Here is a 21435-nt window from a genome sequence, read left to right as displayed (position 1 = left end):
ATAGACCAATTGCGCACAATCTGCCCACCGTGGATGAAGGTTCAGACCGGAAAGCCTACCATTCCGTTCACCTGCGCGCTTCCACACCTTACTGCCCGCCCGTCGCTCGGTCAGCCTGGAACCGGCGCAAACCATTGCTCGCCTGTTTGCGCACGGTCTTCTTCAGCATTGGCGTCCAGCCGATCAACAGCCCCTGAAAGCCCAGCGCTTGAGCGGCCCAGCGCCATAGATCGAAGTGATCATGATGCTCGACGATCAGCCCATCACGAATCACGAAGCGGGCACGAATGTGATTGACCACAGTGCGCCCCGTCTGGCTGAACAGGTAGGTGGCGACCCAGGTCGCGCTGCCGCCGTGCTCGGTGGCCTCTATATCGCTGAACGTCAGCGAGAAGTCCTGCGCACGGCTGGTCAGCATGCGCCACATATCGCCAGCATCGTGACCCCGCAAGGTGCCGAAGGCCGGATCGCTGAAACACACATCCGGCGCATAGCAGCTCACCATCTGCTCGGCATCGAGCCGCTGGAAAGCCTGATAGAAACGGGTGATCAGTTGGGCATTGGCAACGGACATGGCATGGGCTCCGGAAAACGTCCTGCAGTATCGCTGGCGAAGGGTAGAACTACCATTTTCTGCTACTCATTAGGGTCACGCGATCACCATATGCGAACTATCCCCAAGCAGAAATGCGCGATTGCGCTCTGCACACCCACGTAGGTAATCAGCGACCAGGGTGATGCGCTTGAGCTTGCGCAGATCCTCCCGGTAGTAGAGCCAGAACTGCCGGGTTACCGTGACCTGACCCGGTAACACCTCGACCAGGCGATCATCTGGAGCGGCCAGGAAGCATGGCAGAATGGCCAACGCCCGACCTTGCAGGGCCGCCAGGTACTGGGCGACTACACTGGTGCTGCGTAGCGTGCTACTGGCATTCGGCACGATGCTCTCGAGATAGAGCAGTTCCGGGCTGAAGGCCAGGTCATCGACGTAGGTGATGAACGGGTGCCGGTTCAGGTCATCCACGCCGTGGATCAGCGGATGGGCATCCAGATAGGCAGGCGTCGCATAGAGTTTGAGGGCGTAATCGCACAGCTTCGAGCACACGTAGGGGCCGCGCTCGGGGCGCTCCAGGGTGATGGCAATGTCCGCTTCTCGCCGTGACAGACTTATGAAGTGCGGCACCGGCAGTAAATCGATGGCTATATTCGGGTAAATATCCTGAAAGCCTCCCAGTTGCGGCGCGACGAAATAGCTGCCGAAGCCCTCGGTCGAGCCGATGCGAACATGGCCTGACAGCGCCAGGCTGGCCCCCGAAACCTGCTCGCAAGCCGTTTGCAGAGTGCTTTCCAGCGCTTCCGCGTAACCCAACAGATGCTGTCCCTCCGCCGTCAATAAAAAACCACTGGCACGAGAGCGCTCGAACAGCAACGTGCCGAGAGCCCTTTCCAATGCACCAATGCGCCGCAACACCGTGGTGTAGTCGACCCCCAGCCGTTTGGCGGCACTACTGGCGGTGCGGGTTCGCGCCACTTCGAGGAAGAACTTGAGGTCATCCCAGTTCATCTGACTAGCGGACATTATGCTTTTTTGCATAACAAACCTGTTTTTTTAAGGTTACAAGGAAAAAATTTGCATACCTATACTCCAGACAAGCAGCGCTTGCCAGCTGCCGACAGCTCCACGTTTCTACAACAAAAACAAAAGCAGGCAGCTCATGAACGAATCAAGTCCTCAAGGGGCGGCTTCCGGTCGCAAGCACTATCGCATCGCTGGCCTGGCTAGCATGGCGGGTACCACCATCGAGTGGTACGACTTCTTCCTCTATGGCACTGCGGCCGCGCTGGTCTTCAACAAGCTGTTCTTCCCCACCCTCGATCCCATAACCGGTGTGCTGGCTGCATTCGCTACGTACGCGGTCGGTTTTATCGGCCGGCCGCTGGGCGGCATCGTCTTCGGCCACTTCGGCGATCGCATCGGACGCAAATCGATGCTGATGCTCACCCTGATGATGATGGGCATCCCGACCATCGCCATCGGCCTGATCCCCACTTATGAGCAGATCGGCTACTGGGCCGCGGTGCTACTGGTAATCATGCGTTTCCTGCAGGGCATGGCGGTGGGCGGCGAATGGGGTGGCGCGGTACTGATGGCCGTCGAACACGCTCCCGAAGGCAAGAAAGGCTTCTACGGCAGCCTGCCGCAGACCGGCGTCGGTGCGGGTCTGGTGTTGTCCACGCTGGCCATGGGTGCGGTCGCCACCCTGCCCGAAGAGCAGATGCTCAGTTGGGGCTGGCGCCTGCCCTTCCTGGCCAGCGTGGTACTGCTGGCCGTGGGCTGGCTGATCCGGGTCAAGGTCGCCGAGTCACCCGACTTCGAGAAACTCAAGCAACAGAACCGCCGCGTACGCCTGCCGCTGATGGAGGTGGTGCGAAAACATCCGCGCGCAACGCTGACCATCATCGGTGCGCGCACGGCCGAAAATGCCTGGTTCTACATGGCGGTAACCTTCGCCCTCGCCTACGCCGCCAATCAGTTGCAGATTCCCCGTGGCGATGTCCTGCATGCCATCACCGCCGGAGCCGCGCTGTCGCTGGCGACCATGCCGTTCTGCGGCTGGCTGTCCGATCGCGTTGGCCAGAAGCGTCTGTACTTCGCCGGCCTGCTTCTGCTCTGCGCCTTCGTCTATCCCTTCTTCGCCATGCTCGGCACTCGCGAGCCGCTGCTGGTCTGGTGGGCGATGGTACTGGCGGTAGGTGTGGTCTTCCCGATCCTCTACGCCCCGGAGTCCCTGTTGTTTGCCCGCCAGTTCCCGGCGGAAATTCGTTACAGCGGCATCTCGCTCTCGGTGCAACTGGCCGGTGTGCTCGGCGGTGGTTTCGCCCCGATGATCGCCACCAGCCTGCTCAGCGCCGCTGATGGCAGCCCGCGCTACGTCATTGCCTACCTGATCGGCATGGGCGTAGTCGCGCTGTTCTGCACCGCCTTGATGCGCGGCGACCCGGCCCGCCTGCCCCGCGTGACCGAAGAGCTCGACGAGCCGAGCCGCTCACCGCTGCGCGCCCGCTGACCCCCTTTCGCCTTCCCAGACAAGGATCGAACCATGACCGCTACAGTCAAACTGCTCATCAACGGCGAATTCGTCGAGTCACGCACCCAGCAGTGGCGCGATATCGTCAACCCGGCGACCCAGGATGTACTGGCACGCGTGCCCTTCGCCACCAGCGAGGAAATCGAAGCAGCCGTGGCCAGCGCCAGCCATGCCTTCAAGAGCTGGCGCAAGACGCCCATCGGCGCCCGTGCACGGATATTCCTCAAGTACCAGCAACTGATCCGCGAGCACATGAAGGAACTCGCCGCCATCCTCACCGCTGAACAGGGCAAGACCCTCGCCGACGCCGAAGGCGATGTATTCCGCGGCCTGGAAGTGGTCGAGCACGCGGCCGGCATCGGCAACCTGCAACTGGGCGAGCTGGCCAACAACGTCGCGGGCGGCGTCGACACCTACACACTGCTCCAACCGCTGGGCGTCTGTGCCGGCATCACGCCGTTCAATTTCCCTGCGATGATCCCGCTATGGATGTTCCCCATGGCCATCGCCACCGGCAACACCTTCGTTCTGAAACCCTCCGAGCAGGATCCGATGGTCACCATGCGCCTGTGCGAGCTTGCGCTGGAGGCCGGCGTGCCGCCTGGGGTGCTCAACGTGGTGCACGGCGGCGAAGCAGCGGTCAATGCGATCTGCGATCACCCGGACATCAAGGCCGTGTCCTTCGTCGGCTCGACTCGTATCGGCACCCACGTCTACAACCGCGCCAGCCAGGCTGGCAAACGCGTGCAGTGCATGATGGGCGCGAAGAACCACGCCATCGTCCTGCCCGATGCGCACAAGGAACAGACACTCAACAACCTCGCCGGCGCCGCGTTCGGCGCTGCCGGCCAGCGCTGCATGGCGCTGTCGGTGGTGATTCTGGTGGGCGAGGCCCAGAACTGGCTGCCGGATCTGGTAACCAGGGCGAAGACGCTCAAGGTCAGCGCCGGTGTGGAGGCCGGCACCGATGTCGGCCCGCTGATTTCCTGCGCGGCCCTGGATCGCGTCAGCGGCCTGATCGAACGGGGCGTCGACGAAGGCGCCAGCCTGGCCCTGGATGGGCGCAACCCGGCGGTTGCCGGCTACGACAAAGGCAACTTCGTCGGCCCGACCATCTTCGACAAGGTCACGCCGGGCATGAGCATCTACCGCGAGGAAATCTTCGGACCGGTGCTCTGCGTGGTGCACGCCGCCACCCTCGACGACGCCATCGCGCTGATCAACGCCAACCCCAATGGCAACGGCACGGCGATCTTCACCCGCTCCGGTGCCGCCGCACGGCATTTTCAGGAAGAGATCGACGTCGGCCAGGTCGGTATCAACGTGCCGATTCCCGTGCCGGTGCCGATGTTCTCCTTCACCGGCTCGCGCGGCTCCAAGCTCGGCGACCTCGGCCCCTATGGCAAACAGGTGGTGCAGTTCTACACCCAGACCAAGACCGTCACCCAACGCTGGTTCGACGAAAACGATGTCGGCGGCGCGGTGAATACCACCATCACCCTGAAGTGAGGCAACGACCATGAACATCGGATTCATCGGGCTAGGCAACATGGGTGGGCCGATGGCCCTCAACCTGCTCAAGGCCGGCCATCGGCTGAGCGTCTTCGACCTTTCCACCAGCGCGGTCGCGGCGCTGGTGGAGGCCGGGGCGAAAGGCGCCGATACGGCCTGTGACGTGCTGGCGGATGCCCAGGTCGTCATCACCATGCTGCCGGCTTCGGCGCATGTGAAGGCGGTCTATCTGGGCGAGGATGGCCTGCTGGCGAAGGTCGCGCCCGGCGTGCTATTGATCGACTCATCCACCATTGACCCGATCAGCGCCCGCGAGGTCGCCAGGGCCGCAGCCGAGCATGGCAACCCGATGCTCGACGCCCCGGTCTCGGGTGGCACGGGCGGTGCGGCGAATGGCACCCTGACGTTCATGGTCGGTGGCGCCGAAGAGGATTTCGCCAAGGCACAGCCGATTCTCGCGGCGATGGGCAGGAACATCGTTCACTGTGGCGGCAGCGGCAATGGCCAGGTCGCCAAGGTGTCCAACAACATGCTGCTCGGCATCTCCATGATCGGTGTCGCCGAAGCCATGGCTCTCGGTGTATCACTGGGTATCGATGCCAAGATCCTGGCCAACATCATCAACACGTCGAGCGGACGTTGCTGGAGCTCAGACACCAACAACCCCTACCCCGGCGTGCTCGACAACGTGCCGGCATCGCGCGGTTACAGCGGCGGGTTCGGCACCGATTTGATGCTCAAGGATCTCGGCCTGGCGACCGAGGCCGCACGGCAGATCAGGCAGCCGGTGATACTCGGCGCTCTGGCCCAGCAGCTCTACCAGAGTTTCAGTTGCGAGGGACATGGCGGACTGGATTTCTCGGCGATCATCAGACGCTATCTGCGAAAACAGGAGCGCGACGATCCTGAAAGGCCTTGATAGCCAGACCAGGAAGCAGTCCGCCCTCGGCGTGGCCGATCAACAGGAGGGCGGTAGCAGACTTCACGGAGCCGAAGAGCGCGCCGAAGGCTGAATAACAGACAGCTCGCGCGCGCTCTTTCGCCTCGGTTTCCAGCCGTGTTTTATACGGCTACTTGTTGTACCTCGAACTTCTTCGGCGAAATGCCTGCTCGGCCCGTGAGCCAGTGGCCTGGCTCAATTGCGGTGTCGCCTTTCAATGCAGGATCTGGCCGAGGAACAGCTTGGTACGCTCGTTCTGCGGATTGTCGAAGAAGGCGTTGGGCTCGGCCTGCTCGACGATCTCACCCTTGTCCATGAAGATCACTCGATCCGCCACGGTACGGGCAAAGCCCATTTCGTGGGTCACGCAGAGCATGGTCATGCCGTCCTGGGCCAGGCCGATCATGGTATCGAGTACTTCCTTGACCATTTCCGGATCGAGTGCCGAGGTCGGCTCATCGAACAGCATGATCTTCGGCTTCATGCACAGGGCGCGGGCGATGGCCACACGCTGTTGCTGGCCGCCGGACAGTTGCCCCGGGAACTTGTGGGCCTGCTCCGGAATACGCACGCGCTCGAGGAAGTGCATGGCGATTTCCTCGGCCTTGCGCTTGGGCATCTTGCGAACCCACATCGGCGCCAGGGTGCAGTTCTGCAGCACGGTCAGGTGCGGGAACAGGTTGAAGTGTTGGAACACCATGCCCACTTCGCGACGCACGGTCTCGATGTCCTTGAGATCGCGGGTCAGTTCAGTGCCATCGACCATGATTCGACCGGCCTGGTGTTCTTCCAGACGGTTGATGCAACGGATGGTGGTGGACTTGCCCGAACCCGAGGGTCCGCAGAGCACGATACGCTCGCCCTGACGTACATCCAGATTGATGTCCTTGAGTACGTGGAACTGCCCGTACCACTTGTTCACGCCCTGCAACTGAATGATCGGCTCGGCGCTGGGTTGCTTGTTTGCTTCGCTCATCTAAGTGACTCCTTGGGGCTGATTCAGGATTTGGCGAGCTAGAGCCAGGCAAGGCGAAAACAGTCGAGAAAGCGGAATGTACTGTTGTACATGAGCATTTCGAGAGTGTTTTCAACGCCGCCTGGCCGACGCGCAGCGAATACTGAACAGCTCCTAACGTTTGTGACCGGTATCCAGCTTCCTCTCCAGATGGAGGGAATAGCGGGACATGCCGAAACAGAAAATCCAGAAAATCAGGGCGGCGAATACGTAGCCCTCGGTCGCCATGCCCAGCCACGCCGGGTCGGCAGCCGCCTGCTTGACGCTGTTGAGTAGATCGAACAGGCCGATGATGATCACCAGGCTGGTATCCTTGAACAGGGCGATGAAGGTGTTGACGATGCCCGGAATCACCAGCTTGAGTGCTTGCGGCAGGATCACCAGACCCATCATCCGCCAGTAGCCCAGGCCCATGGCACCGGCCGCTTCGTATTGCCCTTTGGGAATAGCCTGCAGGCCACCACGTACCACTTCGGCGATGTAAGCCGACTGGAACAGGATCACCCCGATCAGCGCACGCATCAGCTTGTCGAAGCTCATGCCCTCGGGCAGGAACAGCGGCAGCATCACCGAGGACATGAACAGCACGGTGATCAGCGGAACGCCACGCCAGAACTCGATGAAGGTCACGCAGACCACCTTCACCGCAGGCAGGTTGGAACGTCGTCCCAGCGCCAGCAGAATGCCCAGTGGCAACGCGCCGGCGATACCTACGGCCGCGATCACCAGGGTCAGCATCAAACCGCCCCAACGGCTGGTCGGCACGGTTTCCAGGCCGAACACACCGCCATGCAGCAAGCTCCAGGCAACGACCGGGTAGATCACCAGGAACGCGATGCCGTAGATGGCCTTGCGCGGGAAGCGGGAAATGAACAGCGGTGCTGCACCAACGATCGCCAGCACGGCGGTCAGATCCACGCGCCAGCGCAATTCACTGGGGTAGAAGCCGTACATGAACTGGCTGAAGCGTGCCTGGATGAACACCCAGCAAGCGCCTTCCTTGGTGCAGTCGGCACGAGTGCTGCCCACCCAGTTGGCGTCGATGAACGCCCATTTGAGCAAAGGCGGCACCATCAGCCAGACGAGGTAGATGGCGAAGAAGGTCAGCAGCGTATTCAACCAGCTGGAGAACAGATTGCTACGCATCCAGGCGACCACACCAACACTGGAGCTGGGTGGTGGCTGATCGGGTTTGAAAATATGGATTGTGCTCATTGCGCTAGGTCCTCACCGCTCGATCAGCGCGATGCGCTTGTTGTACCAGTTCATCAGCAGGGAAATGCTGATACTGATCGCCAGGTACACACTCATGGTGATGGCAATCACCTCGATGGCCTGGCCGGTCTGGTTGAGTACCGTGCCGGCGAACAGCGACACCATGTCTGGATAGCCGATACCGGCCGCCAGGGAAGAGTTCTTCGCCAGGTTCAGGTATTGGCTGGTCAACGGCGGAATGATCACCCGCATGGCCTGGGGAATGATCACCTTGCGCAGGGTCGGGCCAGTGCGCAGGCCCAGGGAGCGAGCCGCCTCGGTCTGTCCGTGACTGACCGCGTTGATCCCGGAGCGCACGTTTTCGGCGATGAAGGCTGCGGTGTAGACGGTCAGTGCGATGGTCAGCGCCAGCAGTTCCGGGATCATCACCCAGCCGCCAACGAAGTTGAAACCCTTGAGCTCGGGTACCGACCAGTGCAGCGGACTACCGAAGATCAGCGCGAACAGCGTCGGGATGACGATCGCCAGACCCAGGCCGGCCCAGAACTTGTGGAACGGCACGCCGGTGGCTTCGAAACGCTTGTTGGCCCAACGGGTCATCAGCACGATGGCGACGATGGTGACCAGCACACCGACCGCGAACGGCCAGAACGCGCCGGTCGGCTCGGCCGCCGGCATGTTCAGGCCACGGTTGCTGAGGAAGAAGCTGTCGCCCACGTTGATGCTGGCGCGCGGCCCCGGCAGCGGCAGCAGCACGGCGAAGTACCAGAAGAGAATCTGCAGCAACGGCGGAATGTTGCGGAAGACCTCGATGTAGACGGTCGCCAACCGGCTGATCATCCAGTTCGGCGAAAGCCGCGCGATACCGATGATGAAGCCCAGGAAGGTGGCCAGCACGATGCCGATGATGGAAACCAGCAGGGTGTTGAGCAGGCCGATGACGAAGACGCGGGCATAGCTGTCCGCTTCGGTGTAACTGATCAGGTGTTGGGCGATGCCGAAGCCGGCACTGCGCTCGAGGAAGTCGAAGCCGGAGGTGATACCCCGGTGTTGCAGGTTGGTTTGCGTGTTGTGAAACAGGAACCAGCCTAGCGCGACCACCCCTACGATGGTGATGATCTGGAATAGCCAGGCACGCACACGTGGATCGCTCAGGGAAAACCCTTGCGGTGCGCCGATGTTTTTCTGCATGGGAATGCCCCAGGTATAACGGAACGAAAATCGCCCGGCAGCAACAAGCTACCGGGCGACAGGTCAATCAACGCACTGGAGGAGCGTAGTGCAGACCGCCTTTGTTCCACAGAGCGTTGAGACCACGCTCGATTTTCAGCTCGCTGCCTTTGCCGATGTTACGGTCGAAGACTTCGCCGTAGTTACCGACCTGCTTGACGATCTGGACGACCCAGTCCTTCGGCAGCTTCAGATCTTTACCGTATTCACCATCGGCACCCAGCATACGGGCTACGTCAGGGTTCTTGGTTTCCTTGGCCAGGGCTTCGACGTTGCTCGAGTCGACCTCCAGCTCTTCGGCGTTGAGCATGGCGAACAGTGTCCACTTGACGATAGCCATCCAGTCTTCGTCGCCACGACGAACCAACGGGCCGAGCGGCTCCTTGGAGATCACTTCCGGCAGTACCACCCAGTCATCCGGCGCGCCCAGTTTGATACGCTGTGCGTACAGTTGCGACTGGTCGGAGGTCAGCACGTCGCAACGGCCAGCTTCCAGGGACTTGGCGCTCTCGTCGGAAGTGTCGAAAGTGATGGGAGTGTATTTCAGGCCGTTCGAGCGGAAGTAGTCGGAGACGTTCAGCTCGGTGGTGGTGCCTGCCTGGATACAGATGGTCGCGCCATCCAGTTCCTTGGCACTGGCAACGCCCAGCTTCTTGTTAACCAGGAAGCCGATACCGTCGTAGTAAGTCACGCCGGTGAAAACCAGGCCCATGCCGCCGTCGCGGGAGCTGGTCCAGGTGGTGTTGCGCGAGAGCATGTCGACTTCACCGGACTGGATCGCGGTGAAACGCTCTTTGGCGGTCAGCGGGCTGTACTTGACCTTGGTCGCGTCACCGAATACCGCTGCGGCTACACCGCGGCAGATGTCGACGTCGATACCCTGATAGTTGCCCTTCTCATCCGGTACCGAGAAGCCCGGCAGGCCATCGCTGACGCCGCACTGTACGAAACCTTTCTTCGTCACCGCATCCAGGGTGGCACCGGCGTGGGCCATGCCTGCAGCGCCCAGAACGGCGGCGGCGGTCAACATCGCCAGGGTGGTTTTAACCATCTTCATTGAATATTCTCCGGTTGCTTTTGTTGTGTTGGAGTCTCAGCCGGATCGCCGTACCCTTTTGGGGCATGTCGGCACTGTTGGCAGCAACGGTGTCGACCGGTGACCAGACCTCGGCGCGAGTGTAGCGACCTGTTCGAGTGTGAGTCATCAACTCTCGCACCAGCCCGTTGGTGAACGGGCCTGAGACGGATAGCGAATTTGCAAATCGCAGGGCATGCAGCGCCCTACGAACCTTTTGGAAACCCCATCAAATCGGCTTCCCCGTCTGCTCCGTAACCTTAGGCGGTGTTACCGCCCAAGGCCAACGACATCAGTCTTCAGCTTTATAGCAAAGCCCATACCATCCCTTGATTTTTCCCGTGGCCTGGGCAGGTCAAGGGCGAAACTTGTAATCTTGCGACATCTTGTTCACGGATTAGCGTAGCGCCCAAAAACACATCGCACCAAAACAGAGCAACAGCCCCACAATGGAGCAACATATGGATACCACTTTGGTACTGCAGCCCCCACTTACTGCCGACGCCTGTGTCATCTGGCTGCACGGCCTGGGTGCAGACCGCTTCGATTTCCAACCCGTAGCCGAGGCTCTGCAGAAATCGCTGCGCAGTACGCGCTTCGTTCTGCCTCAGGCGCCTACACGCCCTGTGACCGTCAATGGTGGCTATGAGATGCCGAGCTGGTACGACATCATCGCCATGAGTCCCGCCAGGGCGATCAATCGCGAACAGCTCGAACAGTCCGCGCAACAGGTCATCGACCTCATCGAGGCACAGCGCGACGGTGGCATTGATCCGGCGCGCATCTTCCTCGCCGGTTTTTCCCAGGGCGGCGCGGTGGTACTGCATACCGGGTTTCTGCGCTGGCAGGGCCCGCTGGGTGGTGTATTGGCGTTGTCCACCTATGCACCGACCTTTTCCGAGCAGGCGCAATTGAGCGATCTGCAACGCGCTGTACCGGTGTACTGCCTGCACGGCAATCAGGATGGCGTGGTGCTTCCTGGCATGGGCCGCGCCGCCCATGACTGGCTACGCGCACGTGACGTCAGCGTGACATGGCAGGAATACCCCATGGGCCACGAAGTATTGGCAGAAGAAATACGCGACATCGGTGCCTGGCTGGCAGCCCGTCTATAACGGCATGCCGCCTGTCGTCATCATGACGCGAGAGCATTGCCAGCCTCCGGGCCGACGGATACTGTCGCGGGAATGAGGCCCTCGCATTCGCCATGAATGGGGTCATCGACCAAGGGAGCGTTAGCGGTGCCGATCGTTAATCGTTTCGAGCAAGGATGCTGATGCCATGAAGGCAGCCCACTGGCAGACCGACCTCCAGCAGATCCGCCATCTGCGACTGTTCAACAACGTTGCACTCGGCAGCCTGACACGGCTGCTCGACTCCTTTCGCCCCTGCGACCTGGATACTGGCGAAGTCGTGCTCTCGCCGTTCGATCGCAACCAGTATCTTTATATAGTGGTCAACGGCAGCCTCAAGGTTTACCTGGGCTCCCTGGATAACCAGCCGGTCACCACCCTGCGGCCAGGCGACTGCGCCGGGGAAATCAGCTTTATCGACAACGAACATCCCAGCGCTTATGTAGTGGCCACCGAGCCGAGCAGCGTGCTGCGCCTGCACCGCGATGACTTGAACACACTGTTCCAGCAGTCGCCGCAAATGATGCAGAACCTGCTGGAGGTACTCTGCAGCCGCGTGCGCCAGGGTAACCGCCAGTTGATCGACAGCGAGCAGAACGCCAATGTCGACAAGCTCACCGGCGCCTTCAACCGGCGCTGGCTGGAGCATGTATTCGAGCGCGAACGTACCCGTTGCCTGTTCAGTTGCCAGCCCCTGAGCCTGCTGATGCTCGATGTCGATCACTTCAAGGATTACAACGATCGGCACGGACACCTGGCCGGCGACTATGCCCTGTGCCTGGTTGCCCATACCCTGCGCAGGCAGTTGCGTACCCGCGACAGCCTGGTTCGCTTCGGCGGTGAGGAGTTCGTCATTCTGTTGCCGGAACTGCCCCTGCAACAGGCCGCCGACATCGCCGAGCGTTTGCGCGAGAGCCTGGAGCAGATCGGGGCCTTCTACTCGCCGCTGGGCGCCCAGCCCGGCGTGACCATTTCTCTCGGGCTGACCCAGATGGTGCCGAAGGACAGCCTGACCAGCCTGATCGCCCGCGCGGATCAGGCCCTGTACCGGGCGAAAAACGAAGGCCGCAACCGCCTCTGTCACTGAAATGCCGTCACCGCGTGGCATGCTGCGAGGCCCCATGCCCTTCCGTGGATACTCCCAATGCGTAAACGCCTGCTGATCGTTCCGGTTGCCCTGATCGTTGCCGCAAGCGTGTTCTTCACCTTGCCCAGTGTGCTCGACCGGCGCATGAACAGCGTCGAATCCCCCGCGCCCTACCCGGCCGGCCAGGCAGCCACCCGCCTGCACGACACCCTGTTCATCGCCGACCTGCACGACGACGCTCTGCTCTGGGAGCGCGACCTGCTCAAGCGCTACGGCTACGGTCACTCGGATCTGCCGCGCATGCTGGAGGGGCGCGTCGGCCTGCAGGTGTTCTCCACCGTCACCAAGTCTCCCCGCGGGTTGAACTACGAAAGCAACGGCGCCGACAGCGACACCATCACCCTGCTCGCCATGGCCCAGCGCTGGCCACGAGCGACCTGGAACAGCCTGCTGCAGCGCGCCCTGTATCAAGCCGAAAAGCTGCATGAGGCAGCGGTGGGCAGCGATGGCCGCATGGTGCCGATCAGGACGCGGGCTGATCTGGCAGCCTTTCTTCAGGCCTGGAATCAGGATCCGCACCGCGTCGCCACCGTGCTGGCCACCGAGGGCCTGCATCCCCTCGAAGGGCAACTGGATAACCTCGACCGTCTCTACGACGCAGGCTTTCGCATGGCAGGCCTGACCCACTTCTTCGACAACGAGATCGGTGGCTCGGCCCATGGCCTGGCAAAGGGCGGTCTGACGCCCCTGGGCCGACAGGTCATCGCTCGTCTCGAAGAAAAATCCATGCTGATCGACCTGGCTCATGCCTCGCGCTCCTTGATGGACGACGTGCTGGCCATCGCCACGCGCCCGCTGCTGGTCTCCCACGGCGGCGTCGAAGGCACCTGTCCCGGTACCCGCAACCTGAGTGACAGGCACCTGCGCGCGATTGCCGCCACAGGTGGCGTGATTGGCATCGGCTATTGGGACACCGCCGTTTGCGCGACCTCGGTAGCGGCCATCGTCGAGGCGATTCGCTACACCGCCGACCTGGTGGGCGTGCGCCATGTGGCCCTCGGCTCCGACTTCAACGGCACCATCCATGCGCCTTTCGATGTCACTGGCCTCGCCCAGTTGACCGAAGGTCTGCTCGACGCCGGTTTCAGTCGAGAGGAGATCGCCGCGATCATGGGTGGCAACGTCCAGCGCCTGCTGCTCGCCAGCCTGCCACCAGGCTGATCTGAAACCCCGTAATGACGGCATCCGCAGGGTACTTCGCCATGCGCGCGTCTTGCTTTACACTGACTGTCGTTCATTCCTTAATCAACCGACGAGATGACCGTGCTCAACGCACTCAAAAAAATATTCGGCAAAGCCGAAAATGAGCCACACAGCTCAGTCTCCCCGACCCTCGAGCCCTCTTCCCCACCCGCCAGCCCCGCTCGCGAGGAACGCCAGCCGCGGCCACCGAAAGAGTCGGCCCCCGTTGCGCAGAAGCCCCAGAGCAAGCCAGCGAAACCTCGCCGAGAACGCGCCCCCAAGCCCGTCGACACCTGGAAACTCGAAGATTTCAAGGTCGATCCGGCCCCCGGCAAGACCCGCTTCCACGACTTCAAACTGTCGCCGGATCTGATGCACGCCATCCATGACCTCGGCTTCCCCTACTGCACGCCGATCCAGGCAGGCGTATTGGGCTATACCCTCAAGGGCCGGGACGCCATTGGCCGCGCCCAGACCGGCACCGGCAAGACAGCCGCCTTCCTGATCTCGATCATCACCCAGTTGCAGCAGACCCCGCCGCCGAAAGACCGCTACATGGGCGAGCCACGGGCACTGATCATCGCGCCGACCCGCGAGCTGGTGGTGCAGATCGCCAAGGACGCTGCCGAGCTGACCAAGTACAGCAACCTGAACGTCATGAGCTTCGTCGGCGGCATGGACTTCGACAAACAGCTCAAGCTGCTCGAATCACGCTTCTGCGACATTCTGGTGGCCACCCCGGGCCGTTTGCTGGACTTCAACCAGCGTGGTGAAGTGCATCTGGACATGGTCGAGGTGATGGTGCTCGACGAAGCCGACCGCATGCTCGACATGGGCTTCATTCCCCAGGTGCGCCAGATCATCCGCCAGACCCCGATGAAGGGTGAGCGCCAGACCCTGCTGTTCTCGGCCACCTTCACCGAAGACGTGATGAACCTGGCCAAGCAGTGGACTACCGATCCGGCCATCGTCGAGATCGAGCCGGAAAACGTCGCCAGCGATACCGTCGAACAACACGTCTACGCCGTCGCCTCGGCAGACAAGTACAAACTGCTCTACAACCTGATCGCCCAGAACGACTGGATCCGCGTGATGGTTTTCGCCAACCGCAAGGACGAAGTACGCCGCATCGAGGAGCGCCTGACCCGCGACGGTATCAGTGCCGCGCAGATGTCCGGCGATGTGCCGCAGCACAAGCGCATCAAGGTGCTGGAAGGTTTCCGCGAAGGCAGCATTCGCGTGCTGGTGGCCACCGACGTGGCCGGCCGCGGCATCCACGTCGACGCCATCAGCCACGTGATCAACTTCACCCTGCCGGAAGACCCGGACGACTACGTGCACCGCATCGGTCGTACCGGCCGCGCCGGCACCAGCGGCACCTCGATCAGTTTCGCCAGTGAGGACGACGCTTTCGCCCTGCCCCCGATCGAGCAACTGATCGGTCGCAAGATCCAGTGCGAAATGCCGCCGGAAGAACTGCTCAAACCGGTACCGCGTAAACACTGACAGCAGTCGCCTGGCTGCGCTGTGCGGCAGCCAGCGGCCAGGGCACACCTACAGCGTCATTGCGTAGCACCCTGCGCCTGCACGGGTCGACAGGACGTCACGCCAGTACAGGGACTCGTTCATGACACTCAAGATCGACAGCAGCGACCTGACCCGCGCCGTCCAGGCCGGCGTCCTTCAGCCCGGCCAGGATCAGGCCCTGCTGGACTTTCTCCGGCACGACCCGCAAAGCCGCCCCAGCTTTCAACTGTCCCATGCGGCCTATTACTTCGGTGCACTGCTGATCATCGGCGCCATGGGCTGGCTGCTCACCGAAGCCTGGATGAGCATCGGCGACACGGCCCTGCTGCTGATCAGCAGTGCCTATCTGTTGCTGTTCTTACTTGGCGGCCGCAGCCTGTGGCAACGCGGCCAACCGATTCCCGGCGGCCTGCTGGCGGCGGTGGCGGTCAGCCTCACGCCGCTGGTGGTATTCGCCGCGCAGCGGGTATTCGGCCTCTGGCCGCTGGGCGACACGCAAACCGATTACGTCGATTACTACCGCTATGTGCAGGGTGGCTGGCTGGCCATGGAGGTGGCCACGATCCTGGTCGGCCTGCTGGTGCTGCGCCTGATGCCCTTTCCGTTCATCGTCATGCCGATTGCCGTGGCGCTCTGGTTCATGTCGATGGATCTCAGCGAATTGCTCTACGGCGAGTATTTCAGCTGGGAACAACGGCGCTGGGTCTCCCTCTGGCTCGGCCTGGTGATTCTGCTCGTCAGCCTACTGGTGGACGGACGCAGCAAGCGGGACTTCGCCTTCTGGGGTTATCTGGCCGGCCTCACCGCCTTCTGGGGTGGCCTGAGCCTGATGGACAGCGGCAGCGATCTGGGCAAGGCCCTCTACTGCCTGATCAACCTGGGCCTGATCGGCCTCGCCGTGTTACTGCGGCGCCCGCTGTTCATGGTGTTTGGCGCTCTGGGCGTGGCCGGCTATCTCGGCTACCTGGCCCATGACGTATTCGAGGACTCGCTGCTGTTCCCGGTGGTGGTCAGCCTGATCGGCCTGGGCGTCATCGGCCTTGGCCTGCTTTACCAGAAACGCCGTGAAGCGATGACCGGTGCCCTGCGCCGACATCTGCCGGCCAGTTGGCAGACGTTCCTGCCAGCGTTGCGCCGCTGAGCCCAGGCTGATGTCCATATGACGATGAGCCGAGCATGGCGCAAGGCACCACGCCAGTCGACGACACGCCGTTGCTCTTCGGAAAAGACTCGATTAAATTGCGACTCATTCTCATAGAGTCGCAATGCCACGCCCATGCCCGAGGCCACTCCCGACGTTCCCGACCGCCAAGCCATCGGTGCGCTGTACAGCGACCATCACGGCTGGCTGTTCGGCTGGCTGCGTAAACGCCTGGGCTGCCCGCAGAACGCCGCGGATGTCGCGCATGACACCTTCGCCCGCATCCTCGCCTCTCGTGCCCAATTGAACCTGCGCGAACCGCGCGCCTTTCTCGCCACCACCGCGCGCCGCCTGCTGATCGACCGTGCGCGCCGCAGCAAGATCGAGCAGGCCTATCTCGAGGCCCTGTATCAGGCTGCCGAGGATCTCGAGGGCTTTCCCTCCCCCGAACAGATCATGCAGGCCGTGCAGGCACTGGAGCAGATAGCCCTGGCCCTGCGGGGGCTCAGCGACAAGGCGCAGCAGGCGTTCCTGCTGCGCCATCTGGACGGCCTCGGCCATGCCGAGATCGCCGCACGCCTGGGCGTTTCCACCAAGATGGTGCAGAAATACCTGGTGCAGGCCCTGCTGCACTGCCATCGTCGCCTGGACGGTGCGCCATGAGCGCGATCCCCGACACGATCCTGGCACAGGCCGCCGAGTGGCTGGTACAGGTGGATGCCGAACCGGCTAGCCAAGCCGATTTCGCCGCCTGGCGCGCCGCGGCCCCTCAGCACGAGGCCGCGGCCCGCAACCTCGAACGCATGATCGAGCAGATCGGTGCCCTGCCCGCCGCACCCGCCCAGGCCGCCCTGCGGGCGACGCGGCAGGTGGATAGACGGCGGGGCTTGAAACGCTCCGCCAGCGCCCTGTTGCTGTGCGCGGCGCTACTGCTGCCGGCCGCGCTGTTCCTGCAGGCCAACCCGCCCGGCTACTTGCTGGCCGATATCCGTACCGGCAGCGGACAGTGGCATGGACAGGTACTGGAGGACGGCACGCAATTGACCCTCAACGGCCACTCGGCCGTGAACCTGGCATTCGACCGCGAACGTCGTACCCTGCATCTGCTGCAAGGCGAAATCCTGGTCGAAGTCGCCAGCGATGCCGCACGGCCATTCGTCGTGGAAACCGCCCATGGCAGTATCCGTGCGCTGGGCACCCGCTTCGTGGTCGCCAGCCACGACCACGCAACCCAGCTGGACATGCTGGAATCCAGAGTCGAAGTCCGCTCCGGAGGCGACACCGTGCAGGTCGGCGCCGGCCAGCGCCTGCGCCTCGACGAGAGGGGGATAGGCCCACTGAGCGGCTTCGACGCCCATGAGCAGGAGCAGGCCTGGCACCAGCATCAACTGCTGGTCGAAGACCGTCCGCTGCCGGAGGTGCTCGCCGCCCTGGCACGACAGCGTCCCGGTTACCTGCTCTTCGACGGCGATGCCCTGGCGCATCTGCGGGTATCCGCCGTACTGCCCCTGGACAATCCCGATCAGGCATTGCGCCTGCTGGCCCGCAGCTTCCCCTTGCAGATCCGCCACTTCAGCCCCTGGCTGGTACAGGTCAGGCTGACTCAAGGCAACTAACTGGCCGTTGAGAAACTACCGGGTAAATGTTCCCTGTGGTTCCAGTTTTCATTCCTCGCCCGTCCTGACAGGCATAAGCCAATGAAAACGGGATCATCATGCACGCCGACCAACGCCGCCAACCCAACATCCAGCGCCGCTTCCCGCCGCTAGCCCTGGCCCTTCGGCTCGGCCTGAGCGGCGTACTGTGCCTGCCCATTGCCGCGTTGCAGGCGCAGAGCGAAGTGCTTCGCTTCGAGATTCCGGCCGGGCCGCTGGATCAGGCCCTCGGTCGCTATGCCCGCCAGGCCGGCGTGGCCCTGTCCTACGATGCCGCGCAGGTGCGTGGCCGCGACAGTCAGGGCTTGCAGGGCAGCTACAGCCTGGACGACGGCTTCGCTCGCCTCCTCCAGGGCAGCGGCCTGAGCGCCCGGCGCAGCGCCGATGGCTATGTGCTGGAGGTCGCTCCGGCCGGCCCCAGCCTGTTGCCGGAAACCAGGATCGACGCCGGTGCCTACCAGGAAAGCGCCTGGGATCCGGTAGACGGCTACGTGGCCAAGCGCAGCGCCAGCGCGAGCAAGACCGATACGCCGCTGAGCGAGATCCCGCAAACCGTCAATGTGGTGACCCGCGAACAGATCCAGGCCCAGGGCGCGCAGAACCTGACCGAAGCGGTGCGCTACACGCCCGGGGTGATCGCCAGCTTCGGCGACAGCGACAGCCGCAACGACGTGCTGCAGAGCCGTGGTTTCTACACCCGTTACAACCTCAACGGCTCACAGCTGCCATTCGGTGCCTACAGCGCCGCCCTGGCGCGCATCGAAACCTATGGCCTGGAGCGCGTGGAAATACTCAAGGGGCCGGCCTCGGTCATGTACGGCCAGGGCCTGCCTGGCGGCCTAGTCAACATGCTCAGCAAGCGCCCCAGCTTCGAGCCGCTACACGAAGTCCAGCTGCAGACCGGCAGCCACGACCGCGCCCAGGGCGCTTTCGATGTATCCGGCCCGCTGGATGAAGCCGAGACTCTGGCCTATCGCCTGACCGGCCTGGCGCGCAACGCCGACGGCAGGATCGACCATGGCTACGACGAACGCCGCTTCATCGCCCCGGCCCTGACCTGGCAGCCCAGCGAAGACACCCAGCTGACCCTGTTCAGCCACTACCAGAAGGACGATACGCTGTCCGACTACCACCCCTTGCCCGCCAGGGGCACCCTGAGGAGCAACCCCAACGGCCGCCTGCCCGTTACGCGCTATACCGGCGAACCGGGTTTCGACGGCTATGAACGTGAGCAGTACGCGCTGGGCTACAACTTCAGCCATCGCCTGAACGACACCTGGACGCTGCGCCAGAACCTGCAATCCAATCATGTCAAGGTGGATACCAAGGCCAGCCCCAGCTTCATGCTCGACGCCAGCGGCCGCCAGCTCTCCCGCGTCGCCACCCACGGCGAAGGCGAAGCCACCAGCCTCACCGTGGACAGCAATGCCCAGGCCGAATTCGCCACCGGCGCGCTGCGCCATACCGCCCTGGTCGGCGTAGACTACCTGCACCTGGATGATCGCTACGAGTTCGCCTCCAACCTCTACGACACGCCCATCGACATCTACGATCCGGTGTACGGCCAGCCGGTGCCCGATCTGATTCCGCGCATCGACTATCGCCAGCGCACCGAACAGGTGGGTGTCTACGCGCAGGATCAGCTCAAGTACGACAACTGGATACTGACCCTGGGCCTGCGCTACGACGATGCCTCCAGCCGCACCCGCAACCAGTTGCCGGGTATCAGCAAGGCGCGCCAAGACGACAGCAAGGTCACCGGTCGCATCGGCCTGGCCTACGTTTTCGACAATGGAATGACGCCCTACCTGAGCTACGCCACCTCCTTCGACCCCACCGCCGGCACCGATTTTTCCGGCCAGGCATTCAAGCCGACCACCGGCGAGCAATACGAACTGGGCGTCAAATACCAGCCGCCGGGCAGCGACAGCCTGATCACCGTCTCGGCCTTCCAGCTGACCCAGGAGAACGTGCTCACCCCCGACCCGATCAACAACGGTTTCAACGAACAGACCGGCGAGATCCGCGTACGCGGCATCGAACTGGAAGGCAAGACCAGCCTTGGCCGGCAGCTGGATCTGATCGCCTCCTATGCCTACATGGATTCCGAGGTCACCAGGGCCAATCCCTCGGCCAGCGGCGCCACGCTCGAAGGCAACGAGCGCATCCAGGTGCCGGCGCACCAGGCTTCCGCCTGGCTCGACTACACCCTGGCCGACGGCCCGCTGGCCGGCGCCGGGGCAGGCGTGGGGGTGCGCTACCAAAGCAAATCCTATGGCGATGCCGAGAACACCCTGGAGATGCCGGGCCGCACCCTGGTCGATGCCGCCGTGCACTACGACCTGGGCCGAGCCAGCGCCAGCCTCGACGGACTCGACCTGCGGGTGACCGCGAGCAACCTGCTGGACAAGCGCTACGTCAGCTATTGCCAGGGCGAGCTGCAGTGCTACTACGGCCAGGGCCGCACCGCACTGGCGACGCTGACCTATCGCTGGTAATGACTGCTACGGTCATGTGTCGGCCAGGGTGGTAGATGTGCCCGAGGCGGCGAACGGGGCAATCGTAATGGGGGATGGCAGCCATAAGGCGGGAGCGGACATTCGATTTGGTGGGCTTCATGACGTAGGGTGGACGACGCTTCACCTACGCGGCCCGACCCGTCCACCACTCTGCGATCGCAATGGTGGATGAAAAGAGCGTCATCCACCCTACGTCTGCTTCCGCCTTTGAGTAATCACTCAGCCTGTTCGCTCGGATACGACATTTGATCTGTGATGTGGCACTAGGGTCGATAGCGTGCCCACAGCTTGTCGAATTCTCGCGCGTACTCGGTCACCAGATGCGGATCGTCGGTCACCAGCAGGTTTTCCTCGTTGCTGGTGCTGGCGCTGCGCGTCCAGTTGAAACTGCCATTGAGCAGCAGGCGACCGTCGAACAGAGCGAACTTGTGGTGCATGTGGAAGGGGCTGTTGTCGATGCGCAGGGGCACGCCCTGGTCGATCAGGTGCTGGATATCACTGCCCACGTCGAAGCGTTTTTCGCTATCGCTGATGATGCGTACCGCCACACCACGGCGGTGCACGGCGATCAGTTCATCGCTGAGCTGGTCGTCGGAGATGGTATAGACGCACACGTCCACCGACTCGCGGGCCTGGCGGCACAGATCGCGGATGCGCTGGCGGCAACTTTCGCCAGGACTGAAATGTGCACTGCCCTGGCCACGGATCGGTGAACAGCGCACCTCCAGGGTCTTGATCACCTGCTCCAGCCACTTCAACGCCGGCAGGGCATCCTCGGGGTTGTGGATCAATTCACGCACCAGCGCGAAAGCGCGGTTACGCAGGTAACGCACCTGATCGGTCGTCAGGTCGTTGCCAAGCTCACGCAGTTCGTCGCGTTCCTCGTTGCTCAGCCGGAGGTCGGCGAGGCTTTCGCGCAGGTGTTGATCGAGGTAATTGAAGTCCATTCTGCTCCCCTTTAGGGCACCTCTAAAAACTACCTGCGTTGTCATCACTGCGTTAAAAACAGGCTAAAAATGCTCATTTACAGCTCGTAAACTGCGCTTTTTCGCCTG

18 protein-coding genes are annotated in these 21435 nt (G+C 62.6%); 11 read left to right on the top strand and 7 right to left on the bottom strand.

Annotation, left to right across the window (positions count from 1 at the left end; genetic code table 11):
• Positions 1–88: 88 nt before the first annotated feature.
• A complete protein-coding gene (locus DNK06_RS09805) occupies positions 89–574 on the bottom strand; it encodes a nuclear transport factor 2 family protein (protein ID WP_131179843.1) in 486 nt (161 codons plus the stop codon).
• Between the two features lie 75 nt (positions 575–649).
• Positions 650–1594 carry a LysR family transcriptional regulator gene (locus DNK06_RS09800; protein ID WP_131179842.1) on the bottom strand — a complete coding sequence of 315 codons (945 nt, stop codon included), beginning with the start codon at positions 1592–1594 and terminating at the stop codon, positions 650–652.
• 121 nt (positions 1595–1715) lie between these two features.
• On the opposite strand from DNK06_RS09800, the gene DNK06_RS09795 reads away from it, so the two are divergent.
• Genes DNK06_RS09795 through mmsB form a run of 3 tightly spaced genes read left to right on the top strand, consistent with a single transcriptional unit; the run spans position 1716 to position 5520 of the window.
• Entirely contained in the window at positions 1716–3068 is a 1353-nt protein-coding gene (locus tag DNK06_RS09795) for an MFS transporter (protein ID WP_131179841.1), read from the top strand.
• A 33-nt stretch (positions 3069–3101) separates the two neighbouring features.
• The gene (locus tag DNK06_RS09790) at positions 3102–4598 is read left to right on the top strand and encodes a CoA-acylating methylmalonate-semialdehyde dehydrogenase (protein WP_131179840.1); all 1497 of its coding nucleotides are present in this window, start codon (positions 3102–3104) and stop codon (positions 4596–4598) included.
• A gap of 10 nt (positions 4599–4608) precedes the next feature.
• A complete protein-coding gene (gene mmsB, locus DNK06_RS09785) occupies positions 4609–5520 on the top strand; it encodes a 3-hydroxyisobutyrate dehydrogenase (protein WP_131179839.1) in 912 nt (303 codons plus the stop codon).
• 235 nt (positions 5521–5755) lie between these two features.
• Here the strand turns inward: mmsB and DNK06_RS09780 are convergent, their stop codons facing one another.
• The 4 genes from DNK06_RS09780 to DNK06_RS09765 form a co-directional block, all read right to left on the bottom strand.
• The gene (locus DNK06_RS09780) at positions 5756–6517 is read right to left on the bottom strand and encodes an amino acid ABC transporter ATP-binding protein (RefSeq protein WP_131179838.1); all 762 of its coding nucleotides are present in this window, start codon (positions 6515–6517) and stop codon (positions 5756–5758) included.
• Between the two features lie 153 nt (positions 6518–6670).
• Entirely contained in the window at positions 6671–7771 is a 1101-nt protein-coding gene (locus DNK06_RS09775) for an amino acid ABC transporter permease (RefSeq protein ID WP_131179837.1), read from the bottom strand.
• Positions 7772–7783: 12 nt separating this feature from the next.
• Positions 7784–8962, bottom strand: coding sequence for an amino acid ABC transporter permease (locus tag DNK06_RS09770; protein WP_131179836.1), 1179 nt, complete (start codon positions 8960–8962; stop codon positions 7784–7786).
• A gap of 67 nt (positions 8963–9029) precedes the next feature.
• The gene (locus tag DNK06_RS09765; protein WP_131179835.1) at positions 9030–10058 is read right to left on the bottom strand and encodes an amino acid ABC transporter substrate-binding protein; all 1029 of its coding nucleotides are present in this window, start codon (positions 10056–10058) and stop codon (positions 9030–9032) included.
• A gap of 479 nt (positions 10059–10537) precedes the next feature.
• Between DNK06_RS09765 and DNK06_RS09760 the strand changes: the two genes are divergently transcribed.
• The 8 genes from DNK06_RS09760 (at position 10538) to DNK06_RS09725 (ending at position 20359) form a co-directional block, all read left to right on the top strand.
• The gene (locus DNK06_RS09760) at positions 10538–11191 is read left to right on the top strand and encodes an alpha/beta hydrolase (protein WP_131179834.1); all 654 of its coding nucleotides are present in this window, start codon (positions 10538–10540) and stop codon (positions 11189–11191) included.
• A gap of 166 nt (positions 11192–11357) precedes the next feature.
• Positions 11358–12296 carry a GGDEF domain-containing protein gene (locus DNK06_RS09755; protein ID WP_131179833.1) on the top strand — a complete coding sequence of 313 codons (939 nt, stop codon included), beginning with the start codon at positions 11358–11360 and terminating at the stop codon, positions 12294–12296.
• Positions 12297–12353: 57 nt separating this feature from the next.
• The gene (locus tag DNK06_RS09750) at positions 12354–13517 is read left to right on the top strand and encodes a dipeptidase (protein WP_131179832.1); all 1164 of its coding nucleotides are present in this window, start codon (positions 12354–12356) and stop codon (positions 13515–13517) included.
• 102 nt (positions 13518–13619) lie between these two features.
• The gene (gene rhlB / locus DNK06_RS09745; RefSeq protein WP_131179831.1) at positions 13620–15044 is read left to right on the top strand and encodes an ATP-dependent RNA helicase RhlB; all 1425 of its coding nucleotides are present in this window, start codon (positions 13620–13622) and stop codon (positions 15042–15044) included.
• A gap of 121 nt (positions 15045–15165) precedes the next feature.
• On the top strand, positions 15166–16206 hold the full coding sequence (locus DNK06_RS09740) for a DUF2157 domain-containing protein (protein ID WP_131179830.1): 1041 nt from the start codon (positions 15166–15168) through the stop codon (positions 16204–16206).
• Positions 16207–16341: 135 nt separating this feature from the next.
• Positions 16342–16869 (top strand): sigma-70 family RNA polymerase sigma factor, encoded by a 528-nt coding sequence (locus tag DNK06_RS09735; protein ID WP_131179829.1) that lies wholly within the window; start codon positions 16342–16344, stop codon positions 16867–16869.
• Positions 16866–17822, top strand: a complete 957-nt coding sequence (locus tag DNK06_RS09730; RefSeq protein WP_131179828.1) for a FecR family protein — start codon at positions 16866–16868, stop codon at positions 17820–17822. Before DNK06_RS09735 ends, DNK06_RS09730 begins: the two co-directional genes overlap by 4 nt.
• A 98-nt stretch (positions 17823–17920) precedes the next feature.
• A complete protein-coding gene (locus DNK06_RS09725; protein WP_131179827.1) occupies positions 17921–20359 on the top strand; it encodes a TonB-dependent siderophore receptor in 2439 nt (812 codons plus the stop codon).
• Between the two features lie 284 nt (positions 20360–20643).
• Here DNK06_RS09725 and DNK06_RS09720 read toward each other — a convergent pair whose 3' ends face one another.
• The gene (locus tag DNK06_RS09720; protein ID WP_131179826.1) at positions 20644–21327 is read right to left on the bottom strand and encodes a phospholipase D-like domain-containing protein; all 684 of its coding nucleotides are present in this window, start codon (positions 21325–21327) and stop codon (positions 20644–20646) included.
• Between the last annotated feature and the right edge of the window lie 108 nt (positions 21328–21435).

The sequence above is a fragment of the Phytopseudomonas daroniae genome (assembly GCF_004327285.1).
Taxonomy (GTDB): domain Bacteria; phylum Pseudomonadota; class Gammaproteobacteria; order Pseudomonadales; family Pseudomonadaceae; genus Aquipseudomonas; species Aquipseudomonas daroniae.
This window is presented reverse-complemented; position numbering and strand designations above follow the sequence as displayed.